Origin of the sequence: Pseudomonas californiensis (assembly GCF_021147775.1) — a bacterium.
Classification (GTDB): domain Bacteria; phylum Pseudomonadota; class Gammaproteobacteria; order Pseudomonadales; family Pseudomonadaceae; genus Aquipseudomonas; species Aquipseudomonas californiensis.
Map to the genome: position 1 here is coordinate 1 of NZ_JAGTPK010000008.1, position 17,673 is coordinate 17,673.

Consider the following 17,673-nt stretch of genomic DNA (forward strand, 5'->3'; position numbering starts at 1 on the left):
CGGCCAAACACGACCGGCCAAGGAATGGGCGGTTATCCAAGGGATCAAGTGGCAGGCGCTGAGGATGCGGCGCTATCGAGGTATGAACTGGAGCGAGGCTTTGGGCGAGGTGCGGCGCGGGCGTAAGCCGAGGCAACAGGGCAAGTGAGATAACCCAGTTTCCGGTTGTGAAGCGGGTATCAGTCACAAACTCTCTAATTGTGACTCACCCACCCAATTAGCCGGAGTACCCCATGGCCACCAGCAGCAAAGACGATTACGACCCAATCCTGGCCGGCGATGTCGTCCAGGCGACCAAAGCAAAACAGCGATCGTTCGATGCGACGAATACACCGGCTCAATATTTACCGAAGCCAGCCCAACTCGCACCGGCTACAGCGCCATCACCGGCTGGCCCGGTCGGACGCGCTGCTCAGCAGTTGACCAGCCAGTCCACAACACAACCGGTAAGCTTGGCTGAAGCATTCCCTACAGGCGTTGGCGATGGGAGAAAAGCTATCTACGCTGGCGTGGGTGCCAACGGTGAGGCGTCATTCAGTAGCTCTCCGTCCTCGCTGAACTCCATACAGACGAACTTCACTGCCCCCAATCAGCCGATAGAACAGCGCCTTACCTCTCTTTCGCCGACCTTGGGCAACTCAGCATCTCAGCAACCAGCAAGCCCTGCCTACCCGGTCGCGCAACAACAGGCCAGGCTGTCCGATGCTTGGCGCACGCCGGCGCAAGGCCCCGGGTTCGCCTCTCTCGGCTCGACCGCAAACGTAGGAGATGGGGTTGGCACGTTCAGCCAGTCCAATGCTGGCGACTCGGCACTGGCAGCTACGCGCTTCCAGAGAGCGAATGACATCCGTGAAGCTGGGCGCGATAAGGATCGGCTAGACCTTGCCAATACCAGACTGGTCAGGGACCAGAACTTCAATGTGGTCAGTGACAGCAGCCGGCGCCCGACCCTTGCTGATATGCGTTTTGATCAGCAGCGACAAGCCGAAACCCAAGGCATGCAGGAGGCTGTTAAAAACGCCCAGGGACAGATCGACGATCGTCGTCAGGGCCAGACTGCCGATCAGCAGCTACGACAGTCTTCTCGTCTCGAAGATGCGTTCAACGCAGCAACGGCACCGAACGCCACAGAGGAACAGCGCAACGCCTACCGCGCCCTGAGCGACCCTCTGGGCACGGGATCAGCAAAGCTTCGCGCACTCGAGGCAGACACGGCCGCCAAGAACGCGCGCGCGCAAAAAGATATCGCACTGGCTGGCCGGGCCGAGCGCAACACTCGCGGACTTCCATCTGCCCTGCAGAAGCTCGAAGACGGTGACATTGAGGCGGTAGGCGTCACAAAAACCATGAACGGAGCATTGGAAAAAATCAGCTCCCAAATCAGCGATGGCACTCTCAAGCTCGGGCTGTTGGACAACATCGCCAGCGCTGCGCGCAATGCTGTAGGCGGCAGCGACGACGTGAGCGCCAACTATTCGTCCATGCTGTCGACAATGGAAAAACTGCGAAACGAGAGCCTGCGCCTCAACAAAGGTACGCAGACTGAGGGTGACGCTGATCGAGCCTGGAATGAATTGTTTACCAACATCCGAGACCCGAAGATCGTCCAGCAGCGCATCAAGGAAATCAACGGCTACAACAATCAGGCATCCGCTCTTAGGGGAGCAACAATCAACAACCGCCGGGCAAATCAGGGATTAGATCCCTTGGATGTCAACGGTCTGCTTGATGGTGCCTTACAAGCAGGATCACCATCCGGAGCGCAAGCGCAGCCACAGCAGCGGGCTGCCAGCCCTTCACCCGCACAAGGTGCCGTTTACACCATTACCACTGACGATCAATACGCCCGCCTGCCCTCTGGGGCAGATTACATTGACCCGCAGGGCAACTATCGGAGAAAACCATAATGGCCGCCTGGGACAACGACCCAATCATCAATCCTGCACCGGAGCGGCAGAATCAGAATGGCATGCAGCCTGACGGACAGAGCGCTCCGATATCGCAAGCCAGCCAAGGGTTCGCCTGGGAGAGTGATCCCATCATCACCCCAGCTGGCCAGCGTTCACAAGGCCCTGCCCTGCCCACTACTTCAGCGTCTCAGCCGGACAAGCCCTGGTATGACGGTGCATTCAGTGACACCAAGGAAAAGGTGGGTGTTGGCACGGCAGCCATTCGAGGCGCGGGCGACGGCATCACATTCGGCTTCCAAGACGAAATCCTCGCAGGACTGGACGCTGCAGTGCAGCCGCTGATCTCCACGCCAGAGAACGGTTCTTCTGCTGATACCTGGCGCCAGCGTTACGACGAGAACGTGGCCAACCAGCGTGCCCAGCTGAAAATCGGACAAGAGCAGCATCCTGTGACGTCGACCGTCGGCGCAGTGGTCGGTGGTATTGCGCCGGCTATTGCGTCTGGCGGGATGTCACTCGGCGCCTCTGCGACCGCAGCGGCGGCGCGGCAGACAACCGGGCGCGCGATGGTGCAAGGTGCTGGCTTCGGGGCAGCTTATGGCGGCGCCTACGGACTAGGATCTGCCGAGGGCGATCTCGGAGACCGGGTTCCGGGTGCGCTTCAAGGTGCTGCGCTGGGCGCCGTCGTAGGCGGCGCAGTGCCTGGTGTTATTGGCGCCGCGAAGGGCGTAAGAAACGCGCTGGTCAGCCCCGAGGTGAGAGCACAATCGCAACTCAACCGCGCTTTGGAACGAGACAACTTGACCCCGGGCCAATTTCGTACCCAATACGATGAAATAGCGACTCAGCAGCCTGGCACCGCAATTCCGGCAGATGCAGGTGGGGAGAACGTAAAAGGGCTGGTTGAGCGATTAGCCAACACGCCAGGCCAAGCAAGAACGACCGTGGTTGACACGGTATACGGGCGCCAAGCGGGACAAGGCGGCCGGATCGAGTCAGCCCTACAACAGCTGACGGGTACCAACAAATCAGCGTATCAAGCTACTGAGGACGTAATAAAAGAGCGCGCCGCAACAGCTGCTCCGCTATACGCCGCAGCTCATGCGGAAGACGTGCCTTGGAGCCCTGCTCTCGAAAGTTTGATGAGCCGCCCGGCCATGCAGACTGCCTACCGTGCCGCCGAGATTAAAGCTGCCAACCAAGGCCGTCAGTTCGACGGCAGCTTTGCCCAGATCGCGGATGACGGAACAGTCACGGCCAAGCGCGTGCCAAAAACCGGGGATCTGGACATTATCAAGCAGAACCTGGATGACCAGATTGAGACCTTGCTGGGCTCCAATCAGCGCTCAAAGGCTCGCGACATCATCACGATCAAAAACGAGCTGCTATCGATCATGGATGCCAGCGCACCAACCTATGCCAAAGCTCGAGCCTCATTCGCAGGGCATACCGAATACGCAAAGGCCATAGACAACGGCAAAACCCTTCTCAATTCCGGCAAAAACGCTGAGCAATGGTCCGCTGAGTTTTCACGACTCAATCCATCAGAACAAGAAGCGACCCGCATCGGTGTCGTATCAGCCATTGCCGATAAGATCAGGAACACACGAGGAGCACTTCCGGACTTGGCTGGATTTTTGAGAACGCCTGAGGGGCGGAGCAAGATCGCTGCTGTTCTGCCGGATGATGCCGCCCGCAAGCAGTGGACGCAGACCTTGGATCATGAGCTGGACGTGTCAGGTCTTACCCGAAGAGCGACCGGGGGCAGCGCAACAGCCAGGCGAGTGGCGGAGCAGGACGATGCTAGCGGATTGATTGAAGACCTTGCAGTTGCGGCTCTTTCCCCCGGAGCTTCAACTGCTGGGTTCTTGCACACCATTTTGCGCACCCTTCCACGCAAGGCCGGCGCAAAACTCAACGAACGCTCAAACCGCATATTGGCCAACGCTTTGACCTCTAAGGATGGGCTGGACAAGCTAAACGGCGTGCTGCCGCGAGCAATGGTAGGCGGTACTGCACCAGCGGCCGCGAGCATTGCGGCAGGCCAGTACGGATCAGCAACGGCCCAGAAGCGGAATGTTCCTGCTGAGCGCCGCGCCCAGAGGCGCCAAATCGAAATCCAAGCCGCAACTACGGGCTACTACCAGACGAGAATAGCGGCGAACGCTGCGATCCGTGAGGCCGACTTACGCGACGGCTACGAGGCTTATCAGCCAGAAGGCTCGAAAGCCTGGGTAGTGCGAGCAAAGGACTGAGAAGAGTTGAAATCTGCGCAACGAACACGCAGAACCATCGGGCACAAAGGAGATAACCATGAGCCAAAATGAAATGAGCGACGACCAGATCACCCGAATTGCCAAGCGTGTAATCGAGATGCTGGCTGAGCAGCAAGCTACCCAAGCCCGAGTAGACAAGGCGCTCAATGATGAATATGCCTCAGCTCTCAATGGCGTCTACGCCCGTTACCCGTTTCTTGACCCGCACCATGTTGACGCCAGGCCAGTCGTGATTGAGGAAGCGCTAGCGATGACTAATCGCATGATCGAGGCTGGTACGCGGAACGTCGATGCGATGCTCGCGGCCGTTGCCCAGATTGCACCCAAGTATGACGCCTTGCCTTTGCATTAAAGGGGATAGCCTACCGGTCGGCTACCAGTCACATAAATTCGCGCCATCTGGACTTACTTAGGATGGCCGAGCATGCAACTGGTGACCGTTGGCAATGCAGCAATTTCACTTCCACGCATGCCTATCCGCACAACGGTTTGTGCCGGGGCGACGCTGGTCACGCTCGGTACTGAGACCATGCCTGCAATGCTTTGGGCGGCAATGCGCGGCCTCAAATGGCAGACCGTGAAGATGCGTCGTCTGCGGGGTGATACCTGGCAGAAAGCGCTTGAGCCCAAGCTCCGAAAAACCACATTCATGAGCCGCTGGCGCCTAAACGGATAGGCATGATTTCGAGCAATTCTCGGCGCATAGATTTCACGCACTCAGCATTGCAGGCGGCGCGCTCAGAAGAATGAGACACATCGGGCTTGTCGCTCACAAGACGAGCCAGCAGGTACGCAGCTGGCTGGTACGCAGACAGGTACGCACGTTCACGGGGTTGCGTATGGAGCACTTCCCATCCTCTGCGGATAGCTGCAATTTCAACACATCGTGGCATTCATACCACTCTGGAGTGGTACCGAGAAAATCGGTACTGCTCTGGTGCTCATGCGCGATCAAGCGCTGCAGGGCGTGCACGCCCAACCGAGGTATCCATCGCGGTGGTATCCATGTCGGTATCCACGAATTTGGAAACACGACTAAATTTTGCTACTAGAGGATTGCTGGCGGCTGTACGAACGCGAGCTAACATCCGGTTAACAGTGTTGACGCCCCTGTGCGGGAGATGGGTGGTGTGCCTAGGCCGATCATTGTTACGCTCAAGGTTACGCATCTGCGATGCTTGAACAGACTGGTGTAACAGGCATTGCAGTGGATAACGCGGGGTTGGCAACATCAAGTTGTAGGCGTATGCCTGCTGAGCCTGGTTTCCAAAAGCGAGGTTTCCACAAAGGTTTCCACAGAATTGCCTGGCAACCCTGCTGAGCGGCTTTACGGAAAAGCCAAATTGGAACGAACTACCCGGATTCTGGGTAGTTTTGGAAATGCTATTTTCGTAGCAGTTCGGACAGGCTCTGCCAGGACCGTATGCTTTAAAAGGGGGGTTGGCCCATGCGAAGCAACAAGACGCTTACATCGCTGCTTCAGCAGCTCGTCGAAAAGCAGGACGCAGTGTCTAAAGCGGTCGAGGATATATCTGCGTGGGCTGCCGAACAGCAGAGCTCAACAAGAACCCCATCTGCCAGGCCGGGGGCGAAAGAGCGAACTTCAGAAATATTCGCGGGAGCATGGTTTCGGCAGGAGCTCCTGCCAGCAGTCTTTGGAATCACAACCGAAGCGGCGCGCAAATACCGATCAAACGGTTTGTGGCTGGAGGGCAAGCACTGGCGCAAAGATCCGGCGAACCGTGTCGTATACAGTCGTCAGGCTATCGAAGCGTGGATGGCTGGCGAACTTTAATCATTTAAGGGCGGCTCAACAACACAAAGCGAAAATGTTGCGCTCGAAGCCGTGGGGTCGTGACACGCCTTCCAGCACTTCCTCGGGCAGGGCCAGCGGCGCGACGACCGTTCGTCAGGTGCGATGGAGTATGAGCAGCCTCGTTTACGAAGACATAATTGGCTTGGCAGATGGGGTGGCTTTTGAAAAAGTGAGTAGTTTTGTGAGTAGATGAAAAACCAAACAACGAACAAGCCCTTATAGATAAAGGCTTACAGCCATGTTTTCTAGTCCCCCTCGGGCACCAAAATTAAAAAAGACCTTGAACTTCAAGGTCTTTTTTTTCGTCTGACGTAAAGTTGGCGTAATGCCCGGAGTTAAATTTTCAGGATCGCTCCCAGCGCCGCGTGCATCGTCGGGCGGAATTGGGTCAAGTCTTACTCTGGCAAAGCACCAAATCGCCAGATGGAGCTGTTCCCGCTGGTGACGATGCTATCAAGCAAGCGTCGCAGTCCCTGCGCTTCTACTGAGCCCCTTGCCACGTGCTCACTGATCGCTAGGTATTCACGTCCTCCTGCCCCATTACGGTAAAGCACCCAGTCGTCAGAAGCTTCGCTGACCCGTCGAGAAAACCTGGGTATTTTCTCTTGAAGGGCAGATTTGTAATCACTGTCCCCAGCTATAACCGCAAGATGATCAATGGTCGAGTCCAAAGGCTGCATGAACGACTGACCATTAGAAGCCGCGAGGTGGGTCGCCGCCCATTCGTCCTTCATGCAGTGAAAATGCCCATAGCACGTCAATTATCCATCTGGCCCAAAGTCAACCGGGTTCCGGGTAGTTGGCCTGCCATCTTCGATAGCGTCGATTGCTCGCCTCAACCGGGTGAAATCGTTGCAACCCAGGCTCAACCCTGCAAAGCAGTCTGACTTGCCAGACCCTTCATCACTTTTCAACCCTGGGCGTTCGGGCGGCCAACCGTTTCAACCTCACCGACACGCAGAAGCTGGACGTGTCGGCTACGCTGGGCTGGCGACATAACCTGAGCGATACGTCGTCCGACCAGCACTTGTCGTTCGCCAAAGCGGTGAACACGTTCGCCGTGCAGAGTGTATCGATGGATCGCGATGCAGCCGTCGTCGGTGCGCGTGCAAGCCTGGCACTGGGCGGGGATGCGCGGCTCATGGACTACAGCGGTTCGCTGGGCTCGCGTAGCAAGACCCACGGTGTGGGCCTGTCGCTGGATTGGCAATTCTGAGAAAAGCGAGCATTGCATTCAGAGGGGACGAGCAAACACTTGCTCGCCCCTCTGTCGCCCACGCGCTGGCATTACTCACCGAAGCTGACAAAGCGACTCCGTTCAGTCCTGTCACAGTGCACGGGAACCGCCAAGAGAAGCTCAATCAGACCTGATAAGACATCGTTACGTCTGGATTGATTTGCTCCAGATAGTTTTTGACGTTGGTATCGATCTGAGGACGGGACTTTGAACCATAATCATCAATGATCAGGCTCCTCACACCCTGTAGCTCAGCGAGTCCAGGTACGTTTTGGTAGTCAGTGGCGTGACCTGAGCCAACAAAGGCAAGCCATTTTCCCGGGGGCTGGGTGAGGCGTATTTTTTCAGAGCCATAATAGTTCATCGCTTTGATTCTCGAGTTACCGTCCTCATCGCGTGACGTGTCATACGTCTGAGCGGTATCCAGTGGAATGACTTGAATCCCGGCCTTCTTTGCAGATTCCACTACGGTTGCAAAAGTGTATGAGGGCATTGGTCTGTTAGGTGGTAAATTCCCTCTGGTCTGCATATCAAGATAGGCCTTAAGCCTTGGAGGCATAGGACTGCCTTTCGGAGAGTTCATGTACTCGTCCAGGGCTTGTCCGTGGGAGTCTGAGCACAGGTGTTCCATGAACAGCGTCGTCACGCCAGCAGCCTTCAAATCCTTCATGTTTTTGGTCAGCTCACGCTTACTGGCAACCGAACTGTGCGCTTCCCCGATTACCAGCCCAGGGGCATCGTTCAACAATTCGCGCATGACACCCAGGCTGTCTTTGCTTTTCAGTTTGGGAACAGGACCCAACGCAGGCCTGTCCTGGGATTTGAAGTCATCAAAGTAACGATCTGCCCTTCTGATCAAATTAGCTTCGACTTTGTTTTCATCCAGGGGGCCCCACGGCCTTCTTTTAGCCCACTCCCTCATTTCGAGATAATTGAGGTTCACATCAATATGATTCCTGCTTTGTAAAAGCCCGACATCCTCAGGCTTGAGGTCCGCAAAGCCAATCCCCGCCTTGATGGCTTTCATTTCGCGATCCAGCATGCTGGCTATCACGGATGAAGGCATAGATACCCCAGATGCGAGGCGGGGGTCATAACGGTGTGTGTGTTTGTTCTCCGTCCAGCGTGCCAGCTCGGCAAGGTTTGCGGCTTTGAAGCCGTCACCTGAATGACCACGTGGTGCGCGCGAACTCGACGCGACACTGGATGAGTCAGTAGCACGCCGCTGACCGCCGACTCGAGTATCTCGCCTGCTGCGCAGTTCACCTTTGGACTCATCGTTTTCAGACGTTTGACCTGCAATGTTCATGTGCACGATGGCCTCAGCAAGATGGGCGTAACGCCCTCCTCCGTAACGGCGAACACCGCCCAAAGGCGGTGGGGCCACCGGCTCATCTGCTGCTCTGGATGAACTGGCCTCCGATCTATGGGCCGACTCGGCTTGAGCAGGTCGTGTTACAGGCCTTTGAACGTCAGGCGCGCTTGGATAATAGTGTGGGGAAGAGCCACCGACAGGTCTCATGAGTCAATCTCCGGTTGGGTTGGATAGCCAAAGGGTCTGAGTTAAAAATAACCTCCTGGCAAGGAGAGCATTCACAGTCCGATCCCTGCAGGTTCAGACAGGCAAGCATGTTGCTGACCAAGCCAACATGTCGCTGCCGCCTGTTGTCTGATCGATCAATGCGCCTTCGGAATACCGAACTGCTCAAGCGTTGGGTCGACGTTGTGGTCGAACGCTTTCTGCGCCTTGTGCTTTTTCACCGCATCGAAAATTGCGGAAATACCGAAGCCCAGCGCCATGGCGCCATCAATCGCCCAGCCGATGACCGGGATCGCGGCACCCAGTACCGCGCCTGCGGCCAGGCCGGTCGCTTCGCCCGCCACCATGCCGATTGCACGTCCCACCAGCTGCCCGGTCATGCGTCCCAGACCGGCTGAAGCCTCACGACCCAGCATTTTGGCCCCGGCGTCGAAGCCGCCCTTGACGGCCTCCCCGGCCAGTTTGGTGCTGTCATAGATGGCCTGAGTCGCACCCAATTTGTTGCCCTGAGCGAGCATGTCGGAAACCGACATGAAACCCACGACGGACTGAAGTGCCTTGGGGCCCACTTGCTCCATGATCTGCATGGCTTCCGAAGGGCCTTTGCCTTCGTCTGATTTGCCTTCAAGAAACTTGCGACCCTTTTTCGAATCCTGCAGCTGCGCCATGGTCGAGTTCACATAGTCTTCATGCTGGCTGTCGGTAACCTCGGGAGGCAACACGCTGTCGTACGCTGCCTTCTGCGCATCTGCGGTCTGCAATGCCGTGTTGGCGTCCACCTTCTTCTGATCGAGCAGTTGCTTGATCGCGCCACCCTCACTGAAATTTTTGACGTAGGAGTCTTCTATGGAAGATTGAAGGTCTGGACGCTGAGCCAGCACCTGATCGGGCGTCATTACCTGTTTGTCGGGAAACAGGTCTTTCTGTAACTGCAATTGAGCGCCCAGGCCGCTGATCGCACCGCTGTAGTCAACATTGGGCTTGTGTTTGTCGACCGCCTTGCCCGCCGTCGCCATGTCGGTTTCCAGCGCTTTGCCGCTGTCGACGTTGTTTGCCTGCTCGACTACCGCTTTTTGCAAGGCGGCATCGCTGCGTACCAGTTTTCGCTCCTGTTCGGGGATACTTTTGTTGAGGTATTCCTGGAGGCCCTGGTCGCTCTGAAGCTTGGCGATCCGCTCGTTGAGCGCTTCTTCAGTTTTATCTGTGTTGCGCAACCCGCGTCCAGCAACAACGCTTTGCTGGATTTGCTGCAGCTTGACCATCACCGCCGCCTTCTGGGCGCCGGTATAGGCATCAGGGTGATCAAAAACGTCAGCGCCCAGTTTGCTGATATCGATACCCGCGACAGAGTTGAGCGTGGCGGCATCACTCAGCATCCCGGCAAACTGACCCCCGTTGGTGGGGGCGCTGGTCTTGATCCACTCATTGATGTTTTTCGCGTTGAACAGGTGGTCAGGACTGTGCGCCGCCTTCGCGCGGCCTTTCATCCCGGCTTCATCGAGCTGGCCCATAAAGCCCGGTTGCGACCACGTGCTGCACGACCGTTTGAGCGCACCCGACAAGCCTGGGTTGTTGGCTGCCAGGCCTTTCAGATCCTCGGCGCTGATGTTGTCATCGACCTTGGTCTGGTTGGCCGCCCCCTGCGCATTATTCGGCTCAGCGGCGCGGGCCAACGGAACGTTCGCACGCATCACAGCCGCATTACGGACCATTTCGAGGGACTGAGGATCTGCGTCCGGGTTGTCTTTCTGATACTTCTCGACATCCTTGTCGGCGCTGTCAGCAGCCTTTTGCATGTTTTTGGCGAAGACCTTGAGGTCTTTGTTGGTGATTTTGCCATCCGCTCTACCGCCTTGAGCGGTGTCCACTGCGGTTTTCAATGCAGGGTTGGCGTTGATGAACTCCATCGCCTTGGCCGCGTCCGGACCATCGTCGCGCGCCATCCAGGCTGCCGCGATCGGTCGATTGAGTTCCTTGGCCGCTTGCTCACGCTCTTCCGGCGGCAGATGAGCGACCATCGGCTCCCAACGCTTCAGCGCCTCAGGAGAGGAGTATTCGGAATTGTCGAGAAATGCAGCATCAGAGGCTTGAGGCGCATTGGCCGGGTCAGATGCATCGCTGCTGGCTGGAGTACCGGTCGAAGCCACCGAGCCAGTGGACGAAACCCCGCCAGATCCCGAGGTGGACAACGAGTCGAAGTCGCTGCTTGAAGAGGTACTGCTGCGAGAGAAAAACGAGGCTGCGGACGAACCCGTGTCGTCCTCATTGTTGAGCAGATCGGACAGGCTCTGACCGGATTGACCGAACTGCACATCGCCGCCCGATGAGGTCAGGTTTCTGGCCACCGGCGACGTATCAGCCAGCTCGCCAGAGGTGACTTGGGGGACATTACCGCTGAAGACTGGAGAACTGGATATACGCATGATAAGTCGCCGTCCAAAAGTGAGGGTTGATCACTGTGTGGCCGGCGACCTCGGTCGGTTCCCGCTCTCGCGCAAAAATACGCCTTCAGGCGAACGGGTCGATCTGCTGCTTCAATTGCACGCGTGCGCGCGATAACCGTGAACGTACGGTGCCGATCGGTACGCCCAGATTGCTTGCGGTGTCCTGATAGTTGCCGTCCATCTCCAGCGACACCTCAAGCACTCGCTGCATGTTGGACGGCAGGTCACCAATGGCCTCGATCACCCGCGCCAACTGACGATGGCCGTCGACCTGGTGACCGATGTCGCTGTGCAGGTCCACTTCAGAATGCACCTCTTCTTCCCAGCTTTCCTGATAAGGCTGGCGGTACATTTTGCGGAAGTGATTGCGGATCAGGTTCAACGCAATGCCGCACAACCAGGTTTGCGGTTTGCTGGCATGCTGAAACTTGTGCTCGCTGCGCAGCGCCTCAAGAAAAACACACTGCAGGATGTCATCCACATCATCGGGGTTCATCACACGCTTCTGTATGAACGCCCTGAGCATTTGGATCTGATCGTCCGTCATCTGGCGCACACCAGCTTTTGAAGACGCTTGACGGGGTTGGGTCTTGTCCAGGATCACGAGGTTTTGAAACATGGGGGCCTACCCTTTCTAATGGTGTGCAAGCCCTATAGCGATAACCGTGCCAAGCAAAAAATCAACATAACTCTTTGATCATAAAGAACATTTTAAAACATGTAATCTTTTGTAATACATTTTTTTGCCAAACCCCTACGTTTACCACGACAGCATTTGGCACAAACGCGAAGCCGCCCCTTGTCAGGGAACTGAACCGACCAGTGGCCCCACTCAGGCGTCATGATCAGGCTCAGAACCTCACTATGAAAATCGTTGCCCCGCCTATATTGCCTATCCATTCAGTCGCGCCGACGCAAGCGATCACGCCTGCTGCGCGGCCGATTCATGGCACGGAGCCAAACGGTAAGGGAACCTCGACACAACAGGTTTCACGCTTCGCCGCAGCGCTGGTGCAGCAAAGCCGGATACTGCGTCAGCGAGAGCTGATCGCCAGCAGAAATGCCCTGCAGTCACGGGCGGTCAAACTGGGCGAGCTCTATCAGTTGCTGATGAGCACCCAGGACACCGGGCTCGACAACGCTGCCAGACTGCTGCGTAAAAAGCTGCTCAAAGAGGATGCAACAGAGGTCGAGCAGATTCTGGAATTTGCAGACGGCGATGCCGCCAAGGCTCATGTCGTGCTGCAGGCTGCACGCAAGCAGGCAGAGTCCGAAGGCAGTCTGCAAGAGCATGAGGTCCTGACTGAAAGGCTCAAACAGCTGCGCCGCAAGTTCGGCCATCGTGCCCAGGCAGGTATCAACACCGCCAAAGCGTTCGGGCGCCAGAACATCGATAACAAGCGTCGCGCCGCACTGCGCAATCTCTACGGTGTAGCGGTGAGCGGCCAGCCCAATGTCACCGGCTTGATCGAGGCCTTGATCAGCGAGCAGGAAGAGCCTGGGCAATTCGATCTCAATCTTCGTGACATGCGCAGTGCAATCGCAGACGATCTTTCGGCCATTACGCCATCGGCCTCTCATGAGCAGCTGCGCACGCTGATGCACGGCCTGACCACCGCACGGCATGTGACCACACTGCTCAGAGGCTGCGAGCATTTGCTGGGGCGGATGCGTAACAAGAACCCTGACCTGAAAGTCGATCCGCCAGCGTTTCTCAAACATCTGCTGACACTCACCGCCAACGGCATGAACGTGAACCAGACGTTGCAGCTGACCCAGCACATTGGTGGCGAGCAACTCAAGCATCAGCTGGCATTCCTGAACGGTCTGCGCCCGATGCTCCTGCAATTACCCATTCTGCTTTGGCGTGACATGAAAAGCCGTCAGACCGCGTTGAGCAACCTGCTCACGCTGATGGCCGAGCTCACGCAACAGGAACAGAAGCAGCTTTACGAGGGACTCGCCTGATGAATCAACTCATCAACCTGCTGAACGGTGTCGCGCTGGCAGCCATGCGTCGCTCGGAACTGGTGGGCGCATTTTTTGTGATCGCCATCGTGTTCATGATGATCACCCCGCTGCCGACCGGGCTGGTGGATGTGCTGATTGCGGTCAATATCTGTATTTCCTGCCTGCTGATCATGCTGGCCATGCACCTGCCAAGGCCGCTGGCGTTCTCGACCTTTCCGGCGGTGCTGCTGCTGACCACCATGTTTCGCCTGGCACTGTCGATTTCCACCACACGCCTTATCCTGCTCAATCAGGACGCAGGGCATATCGTTGAAGCCTTCGGTCAGTTCGTGGTGGGTGGCAACCTTGCCGTGGGCCTGGTGATCTTTCTGATCCTGACCGTGGTCAACTTTCTGGTCATCACCAAAGGCTCCGAGCGCGTCGCAGAAGTAGGGGCGCGGTTCACACTGGACGCCATGCCCGGCAAGCAGATGTCGATCGACAGTGATCTGCGGGCCAACCTTATCAGCGTGCAAGAGGCGCGCAAGCGCCGAGCCGAACTGAACAAGGAAAGCCAACTGTTCGGCGCCATGGACGGGGCGATGAAGTTCGTCAATGGCGACGCCATCGCCAGCCTGATCATCGTCGCAATCAACATGATCGGCGGCATCTCCATCGGTGTCGTGCAGCATGGCATGAGCGCCGGTGACGCCTTGCAGCTGTACACGGTATTGACCATCGGTGACGGCCTGATCGCACAGATCCCGGCGCTGCTGATTTCCGTCACGTGCGGCATGATCATCACCCGGGTCCCCAACGCAGACGCAGGGGCCGAAGCCAATATCGGTCGTGAGATCGCAGAGCAGATCACCAGCCAGCCCAAAGCCTGGATCATTGCGTCAGTGGCCATGCTCGGCTTTGCCGCGCTGCCAGGGATGCCGACGGCGGTGTTCATCACCATTGCGATCATTTGTGGTGCCGGTGGTCTGCTGCAATTGCAGCGAGCCAAACCCAAGGCTCAGCAGGAAGGCGCAGTGGCGGTAGCCCCGGAGCTGAATGGCAAGGAAGACCTGCGAACGTTCTCGCCGAGCCGGCAGTTTGTCCTGCAGTTCCACCCCAGCCAGGACAACACCCAGATAGAAAAGCTGGTCAGCGAAATCCGTCAGCGACGCAATCGCCTGGTGGTGCAATACGGGCTCACCCTGCCCTCGTTCATCATCGAGCATGCACACCATCTGCAGCCGGATGAGTTCCGCTTTACGGTGTACGAAGTACCGATGGTCAAAGCGACCTTCAGCCAGACCCACAAAGCAGTGGCTTCACACCTGCTGCAAAACGACACCCAGACGCCTGTCATCTACGGCGACACCGATCGTCAGGAAGACCAGTGGGTGTGGCTACCCGCCGACGCGCCGGAGTTGCAGAACAACGACCTGAACGGCGTGAGCGCCATGACCTTGATCATCGAGCGCATGGAGCGTGCGTTGCAATCCTGCGGGCCGCAATTTATCGGTTTGCAGGAAACCAAGGCGATCCTGAGTTGGCTGGAAGCCGAACAACCCGAACTTGCCCAGGAGATGCAGAGGGTGCTGACGCTCACACGATTCTCTGCGGTCCTGCAACGACTGGCTTCCGAATGCGTGCCGCTGCGAGCGATCAGGGTGATTGCCGAAACCCTGATCGAACATGCCCAGCACGAACGCGACATCAGCGTGCTGACCGACTACGTGCGCATCGCACTCAAATCGCAGATTTACCACCAGTACTGTGGAGCCGAAGGCTTGATGGTGTGGCTGCTGACGCCGGAAAGCGAAGGACTGCTGCGCGACGGACTGCGTCAGACACAGACCGAAACGTTCTTTGCGCTGAGCAACGAGATCAGTCAACTGCTCGTGCAGCAATTGCACATGGCGTTCCCCTTGCGAGCGCCGGAGCAAGCTGTGCTGTTGGTCGCACAGGACCTGCGCAGTCCGCTGCGCAACTTGCTCAAGGAAGAGTTCTACCACGTGCCCGTGCTGTCTTTCGCCGAAATCAGCAACGCGGCCAAGGTCAAGGTCATGGGGCGGTTCGATCTGGAAGACGATCTCGAACCGATGGATAACGAGCATGCCGCTTGAGCCTGCCTGGCTTGAGGACAGGGAGAACGCAGAATGTTTGAATTACGCGTATTGAACGGCCAGCACCAGGGTGCGGCTCTGCCACTGATTGGCGAGCAATGGTCGATTGGCTCGGACGAGCAACAGGACCTGGCGCTGGAAGACGCTGGCGTGGAGAGCCTTCACGGGCGCCTGCAACGCCAGGACGACAGTTGGGTTCTGAACGGTGAACAAGGGCAAGTCTGCGACGAGAATGGCAACCCTCAGGCCAGCCTCGAACTGACCCTCAACAGCGCGTTCATGCTGGGCCCGGTCTGGCTGTGCGTATCCCCGGCCGGTGACGACTGGCCGTCGGTGCCGGCCATCATTCCTCCACAGCCTCAGACTCAGCCTAGCCCCGAGGCCGAGCCAGCTGCCAGCGCTGCGCCGCTGAGGAAGGTACCGTCGCGCTCACAGAAATTCCTGAACCGCACCACGGGCATCATTGCAGGCTTGCTGATTGGTGTGATCGGCAGTGCCTGGAGCCTGACCCGGCCATCGCCTATCGCAATGGACCCTGAAGTGATCCAGGTTGCAGCAGCCCGACAAGTTGGCTCGGCCGCCTCTGATACGCCCGGGCAGGTCATGCCAGCAGCGTCGAAAGCGGCAAAGCCGGACACGCGCATCCGCCTCGCTGATGCAGACGCCGTTCGACGTCAGCTCAACACCATGCTCAGCGAACGCCTGCTTACGGATATCAGGATTGAAGAGCGGCCAGAAGGCCTGGTGCTCGACGGCGATGTCAAAGAAGAAGCGCTGCTGGTCTATCAGCGCATGCTGCAGCGCTTCAAAGACAGATACCGCTCACCGATCAACGTGCTGGACAATGTATCCAGTGCTCACAACGCCCTGCCCTTCGTGGTGGTGCAGATCATGACAGGACCTCATGCCCATCTGGTGACAGCGGATGGTCGCCGTCTCTATGTGGGTGACGAAGTAGACGGGCTACGCCTCTCCAGGATCGATGAACATCATCTGCAGTTCGACGGCGACCGCCACGTCGAGGTGAACTGGTGAACGCTGCTCTGGATCACTGGAAAGCCGTTCATACGGCGCGTCTTTCACAGTACAGCGCCGTAAGGGTGAGCGGCAGGGTCAGCGCAGTGCGGGGTATTTTGCTGGAGTGCAAACTGCCCGCCGCAAAGGTCGGCGACCTGTGCGAGGTGAGCAAGGCCGATGGCAGCCTGCTACTGGCAGAGATCGTGGGCTTCACCCCGGACTGCACGCTGCTCAGCGCTCTCGGTGCGCCAGATGGCATTCAGGTAGGCGCGCCCATTCGTCCGCTGGGCATCGCCCACCGGATTGGCGTCGATGACAGCCTGCTGGGTTGTGTGCTGGACGGCTTTGGCCGTCCGCTGATGGGCGACGCCATCGGCGCTTTTGCGGGCCCTGATGATCGCCGCACGACCCTGCCGGTAATCGCCGATGCGCTGCCGCCCACTCAGCGACCACGCATCACCAACGCCCTGCCTACGGGCGTTCGGGCGATCGACAGCGCCATCCTGCTGGGCGAAGGGCAACGCGTCGGGCTGTTCGCCGGTGCGGGCTGCGGCAAGACCACACTGATGGCAGAGCTGGCGCGCAACATGGGGTGCGACGTGATTGTCTTCGGCCTGATCGGTGAACGGGGCCGAGAACTGCGCGAGTTCCTCGACCATGAGCTGGATGCAACCTTGCGTAGCCGCTCGGTTCTGGTGTGTGCCACCTCGGACCGCTCGAGCATGGAGCGAGCCCGCGCGGCGTTCACCGCCACGGCCATTGCCGAAGCGTTTCGCGCTCGTGGTCAGAAAGTACTGCTGCTGCTCGACTCCCTGACCCGCTTTGCACGTGCGCAACGGGAGATCGGTATTGCCTCCGGCGAGCCGCTGGGCCGCGGCGGGCTGCCGCCGTCGGTCTACACCTTGCTGCCGCGCCTGGTCGAGCGCGCAGGCATGAGCGAGCAAGGTTCAATTACCGCGCTGTATACGGTGCTGATCGAACAGGACTCGATGAACGACCCGGTGGCAGACGAAGTACGCTCGCTGCTGGACGGGCATATCGTGCTGTCCCGCAAGCTGGCCGAGCGCGGCCATTACCCGGCCATTGATGTGTCGGCCAGCATCAGCCGGATTCTCGGCAACGTCACCGGCCGCGAACATCAACGCGCCAATAACCAGCTGCGGCAACTGCTGGCCGCTTACAAACAGGTGGAAATGCTGCTGCGTCTGGGTGAATACCAGGCGGGTGCCGACCCGGTAACCGACTGCGCCGTGAAGTTGAACGACGATATCAATGCGTTTCTGCGTCAGGACCTGCGAGAACCGGTTCCCCTGGAAGAAACGCTGGAAGGGCTGTTGCGGCTCACCTCTCAACTGCCGGGGTGACG

At 58.1% G+C, this 17,673-nt stretch carries 12 protein-coding genes and 1 pseudogene; 10 read left to right on the forward strand and 3 right to left on the reverse strand.

Going from position 1 to position 17,673, the window contains the following annotated elements; translation table 11 throughout:
• Positions 1 to 233 precede the first annotated feature (233 nt).
• The 6 genes and pseudogenes from KDX37_RS09575 to KDX37_RS09600 form a co-directional block, all read left to right on the forward strand.
• Positions 234 to 1,907, forward strand: a complete 1,674-nt coding sequence (locus tag KDX37_RS09575; RefSeq protein ID WP_231652460.1) for a hypothetical protein — start codon at positions 234 to 236, stop codon at positions 1,905 to 1,907.
• The gene (locus tag KDX37_RS09580) at positions 1,907 to 4,165 is read left to right on the forward strand and encodes a hypothetical protein (protein ID WP_231652462.1); all 2,259 of its coding nucleotides are present in this window, start codon (positions 1,907 to 1,909) and stop codon (positions 4,163 to 4,165) included. The genes KDX37_RS09575 and KDX37_RS09580 overlap by 1 nt, the downstream gene beginning before the upstream one ends.
• A 58-nt stretch (positions 4,166 to 4,223) precedes the next feature.
• Positions 4,224 to 4,538, forward strand: a complete 315-nt coding sequence (locus KDX37_RS09585; protein ID WP_231652464.1) for a hypothetical protein — start codon at positions 4,224 to 4,226, stop codon at positions 4,536 to 4,538.
• A gap of 72 nt (positions 4,539 to 4,610) precedes the next feature.
• Positions 4,611 to 4,862, forward strand: coding sequence for a hypothetical protein (locus tag KDX37_RS09590; protein ID WP_231652466.1), 252 nt, complete (start codon positions 4,611 to 4,613; stop codon positions 4,860 to 4,862).
• A 933-nt stretch (positions 4,863 to 5,795) separates the two neighbouring features.
• Positions 5,796 to 5,981 (forward strand): excisionase family protein, encoded by a 186-nt coding sequence (locus KDX37_RS29530; RefSeq protein WP_231652634.1) that lies wholly within the window; start codon positions 5,796 to 5,798, stop codon positions 5,979 to 5,981.
• Positions 5,982 to 6,912: 931 nt separating this feature from the next.
• Positions 6,913 to 7,218: pseudogene (locus KDX37_RS09600) on the forward strand (autotransporter domain-containing protein); the annotation flags it as partial.
• Between the two features lie 145 nt (positions 7,219 to 7,363).
• Here KDX37_RS09600 and KDX37_RS09605 read toward each other — a convergent pair.
• The 3 genes from KDX37_RS09605 to KDX37_RS09615 all read right to left on the reverse strand — a co-directional run bounded on the left by KDX37_RS09605 (position 7,364) and on the right by KDX37_RS09615 (position 11,842).
• Positions 7,364 to 8,548 (reverse strand): membrane-targeted effector domain-containing toxin, encoded by a 1,185-nt coding sequence (locus tag KDX37_RS09605; RefSeq protein ID WP_231652467.1) that lies wholly within the window; start codon positions 8,546 to 8,548, stop codon positions 7,364 to 7,366.
• Between the two features lie 368 nt (positions 8,549 to 8,916).
• Complete coding sequence (locus KDX37_RS09610; protein WP_231652468.1) at positions 8,917 to 11,202, reverse strand: HrpF/NolX family T3SS translocon protein; 2,286 nt, start codon at positions 11,200 to 11,202, stop codon at positions 8,917 to 8,919.
• 85 nt (positions 11,203 to 11,287) lie between these two features.
• On the reverse strand, positions 11,288 to 11,842 hold the full coding sequence (locus tag KDX37_RS09615; RefSeq protein WP_231652469.1) for an RNA polymerase sigma factor: 555 nt from the start codon (positions 11,840 to 11,842) through the stop codon (positions 11,288 to 11,290).
• A gap of 245 nt (positions 11,843 to 12,087) precedes the next feature.
• Here KDX37_RS09615 and sctW point away from each other — a divergent pair, with 245 nt between their 5' ends.
• From sctW to KDX37_RS09635, 4 genes are read left to right on the forward strand one after another with little or no spacing between them, the layout of a single operon-like run.
• Positions 12,088 to 13,191, forward strand: coding sequence for a type III secretion system gatekeeper subunit SctW (sctW, locus tag KDX37_RS09620; protein WP_231652470.1), 1,104 nt, complete (start codon positions 12,088 to 12,090; stop codon positions 13,189 to 13,191).
• A complete protein-coding gene (gene sctV, locus KDX37_RS09625) occupies positions 13,191 to 15,290 on the forward strand; it encodes a type III secretion system export apparatus subunit SctV (protein ID WP_231652471.1) in 2,100 nt (699 codons plus the stop codon). Before sctW ends, sctV begins: the two co-directional genes overlap by 1 nt.
• Before the next feature lie 33 nt (positions 15,291 to 15,323).
• Entirely contained in the window at positions 15,324 to 16,325 is a 1,002-nt protein-coding gene (locus KDX37_RS09630) for an FHA domain-containing protein (RefSeq protein WP_231652472.1), read from the forward strand.
• Positions 16,322 to 17,671: a FliI/YscN family ATPase gene (locus tag KDX37_RS09635; RefSeq protein ID WP_231652473.1), complete on the forward strand. Its 1,350-nt coding sequence runs from the start codon at positions 16,322 to 16,324 to the stop codon at positions 17,669 to 17,671. The genes KDX37_RS09630 and KDX37_RS09635 overlap by 4 nt, the downstream gene beginning before the upstream one ends.
• Positions 17,672 to 17,673 lie beyond the last annotated feature (2 nt).

What these genes read in the sequence shown, in the direction of transcription:
- KDX37_RS09630 (WP_231652472.1), top strand. Translation starts at nt 15,324, where the DNA reads ATGTTTGAATTACGCGTATTGAACGGCCAGCACCAGGGTGCGGCTCTG.
- KDX37_RS09605 (WP_231652467.1), bottom strand. Translation starts at nt 8,548, where the DNA reads ATGAACATTGCAGGTCAAACGTCTGAAAACGATGAGTCCAAAGGTGAA.
- sctV (WP_231652471.1), top strand. Translation starts at nt 13,191, where the DNA reads ATGAATCAACTCATCAACCTGCTGAACGGTGTCGCGCTGGCAGCCATG.
- KDX37_RS09580 (WP_231652462.1), top strand. Translation starts at nt 1,907, where the DNA reads ATGGCCGCCTGGGACAACGACCCAATCATCAATCCTGCACCGGAGCGG.
- KDX37_RS09575 (WP_231652460.1), top strand. Translation starts at nt 234, where the DNA reads ATGGCCACCAGCAGCAAAGACGATTACGACCCAATCCTGGCCGGCGAT.
- KDX37_RS09610 (WP_231652468.1), bottom strand. Translation starts at nt 11,202, where the DNA reads ATGCGTATATCCAGTTCTCCAGTCTTCAGCGGTAATGTCCCCCAAGTC.
- sctW (WP_231652470.1), top strand. Translation starts at nt 12,088, where the DNA reads ATGAAAATCGTTGCCCCGCCTATATTGCCTATCCATTCAGTCGCGCCG.
- KDX37_RS09585 (WP_231652464.1), top strand. Translation starts at nt 4,224, where the DNA reads ATGAGCCAAAATGAAATGAGCGACGACCAGATCACCCGAATTGCCAAG.
- KDX37_RS09615 (WP_231652469.1), bottom strand. Translation starts at nt 11,842, where the DNA reads ATGTTTCAAAACCTCGTGATCCTGGACAAGACCCAACCCCGTCAAGCG.
- KDX37_RS09590 (WP_231652466.1), top strand. Translation starts at nt 4,611, where the DNA reads ATGCAACTGGTGACCGTTGGCAATGCAGCAATTTCACTTCCACGCATG.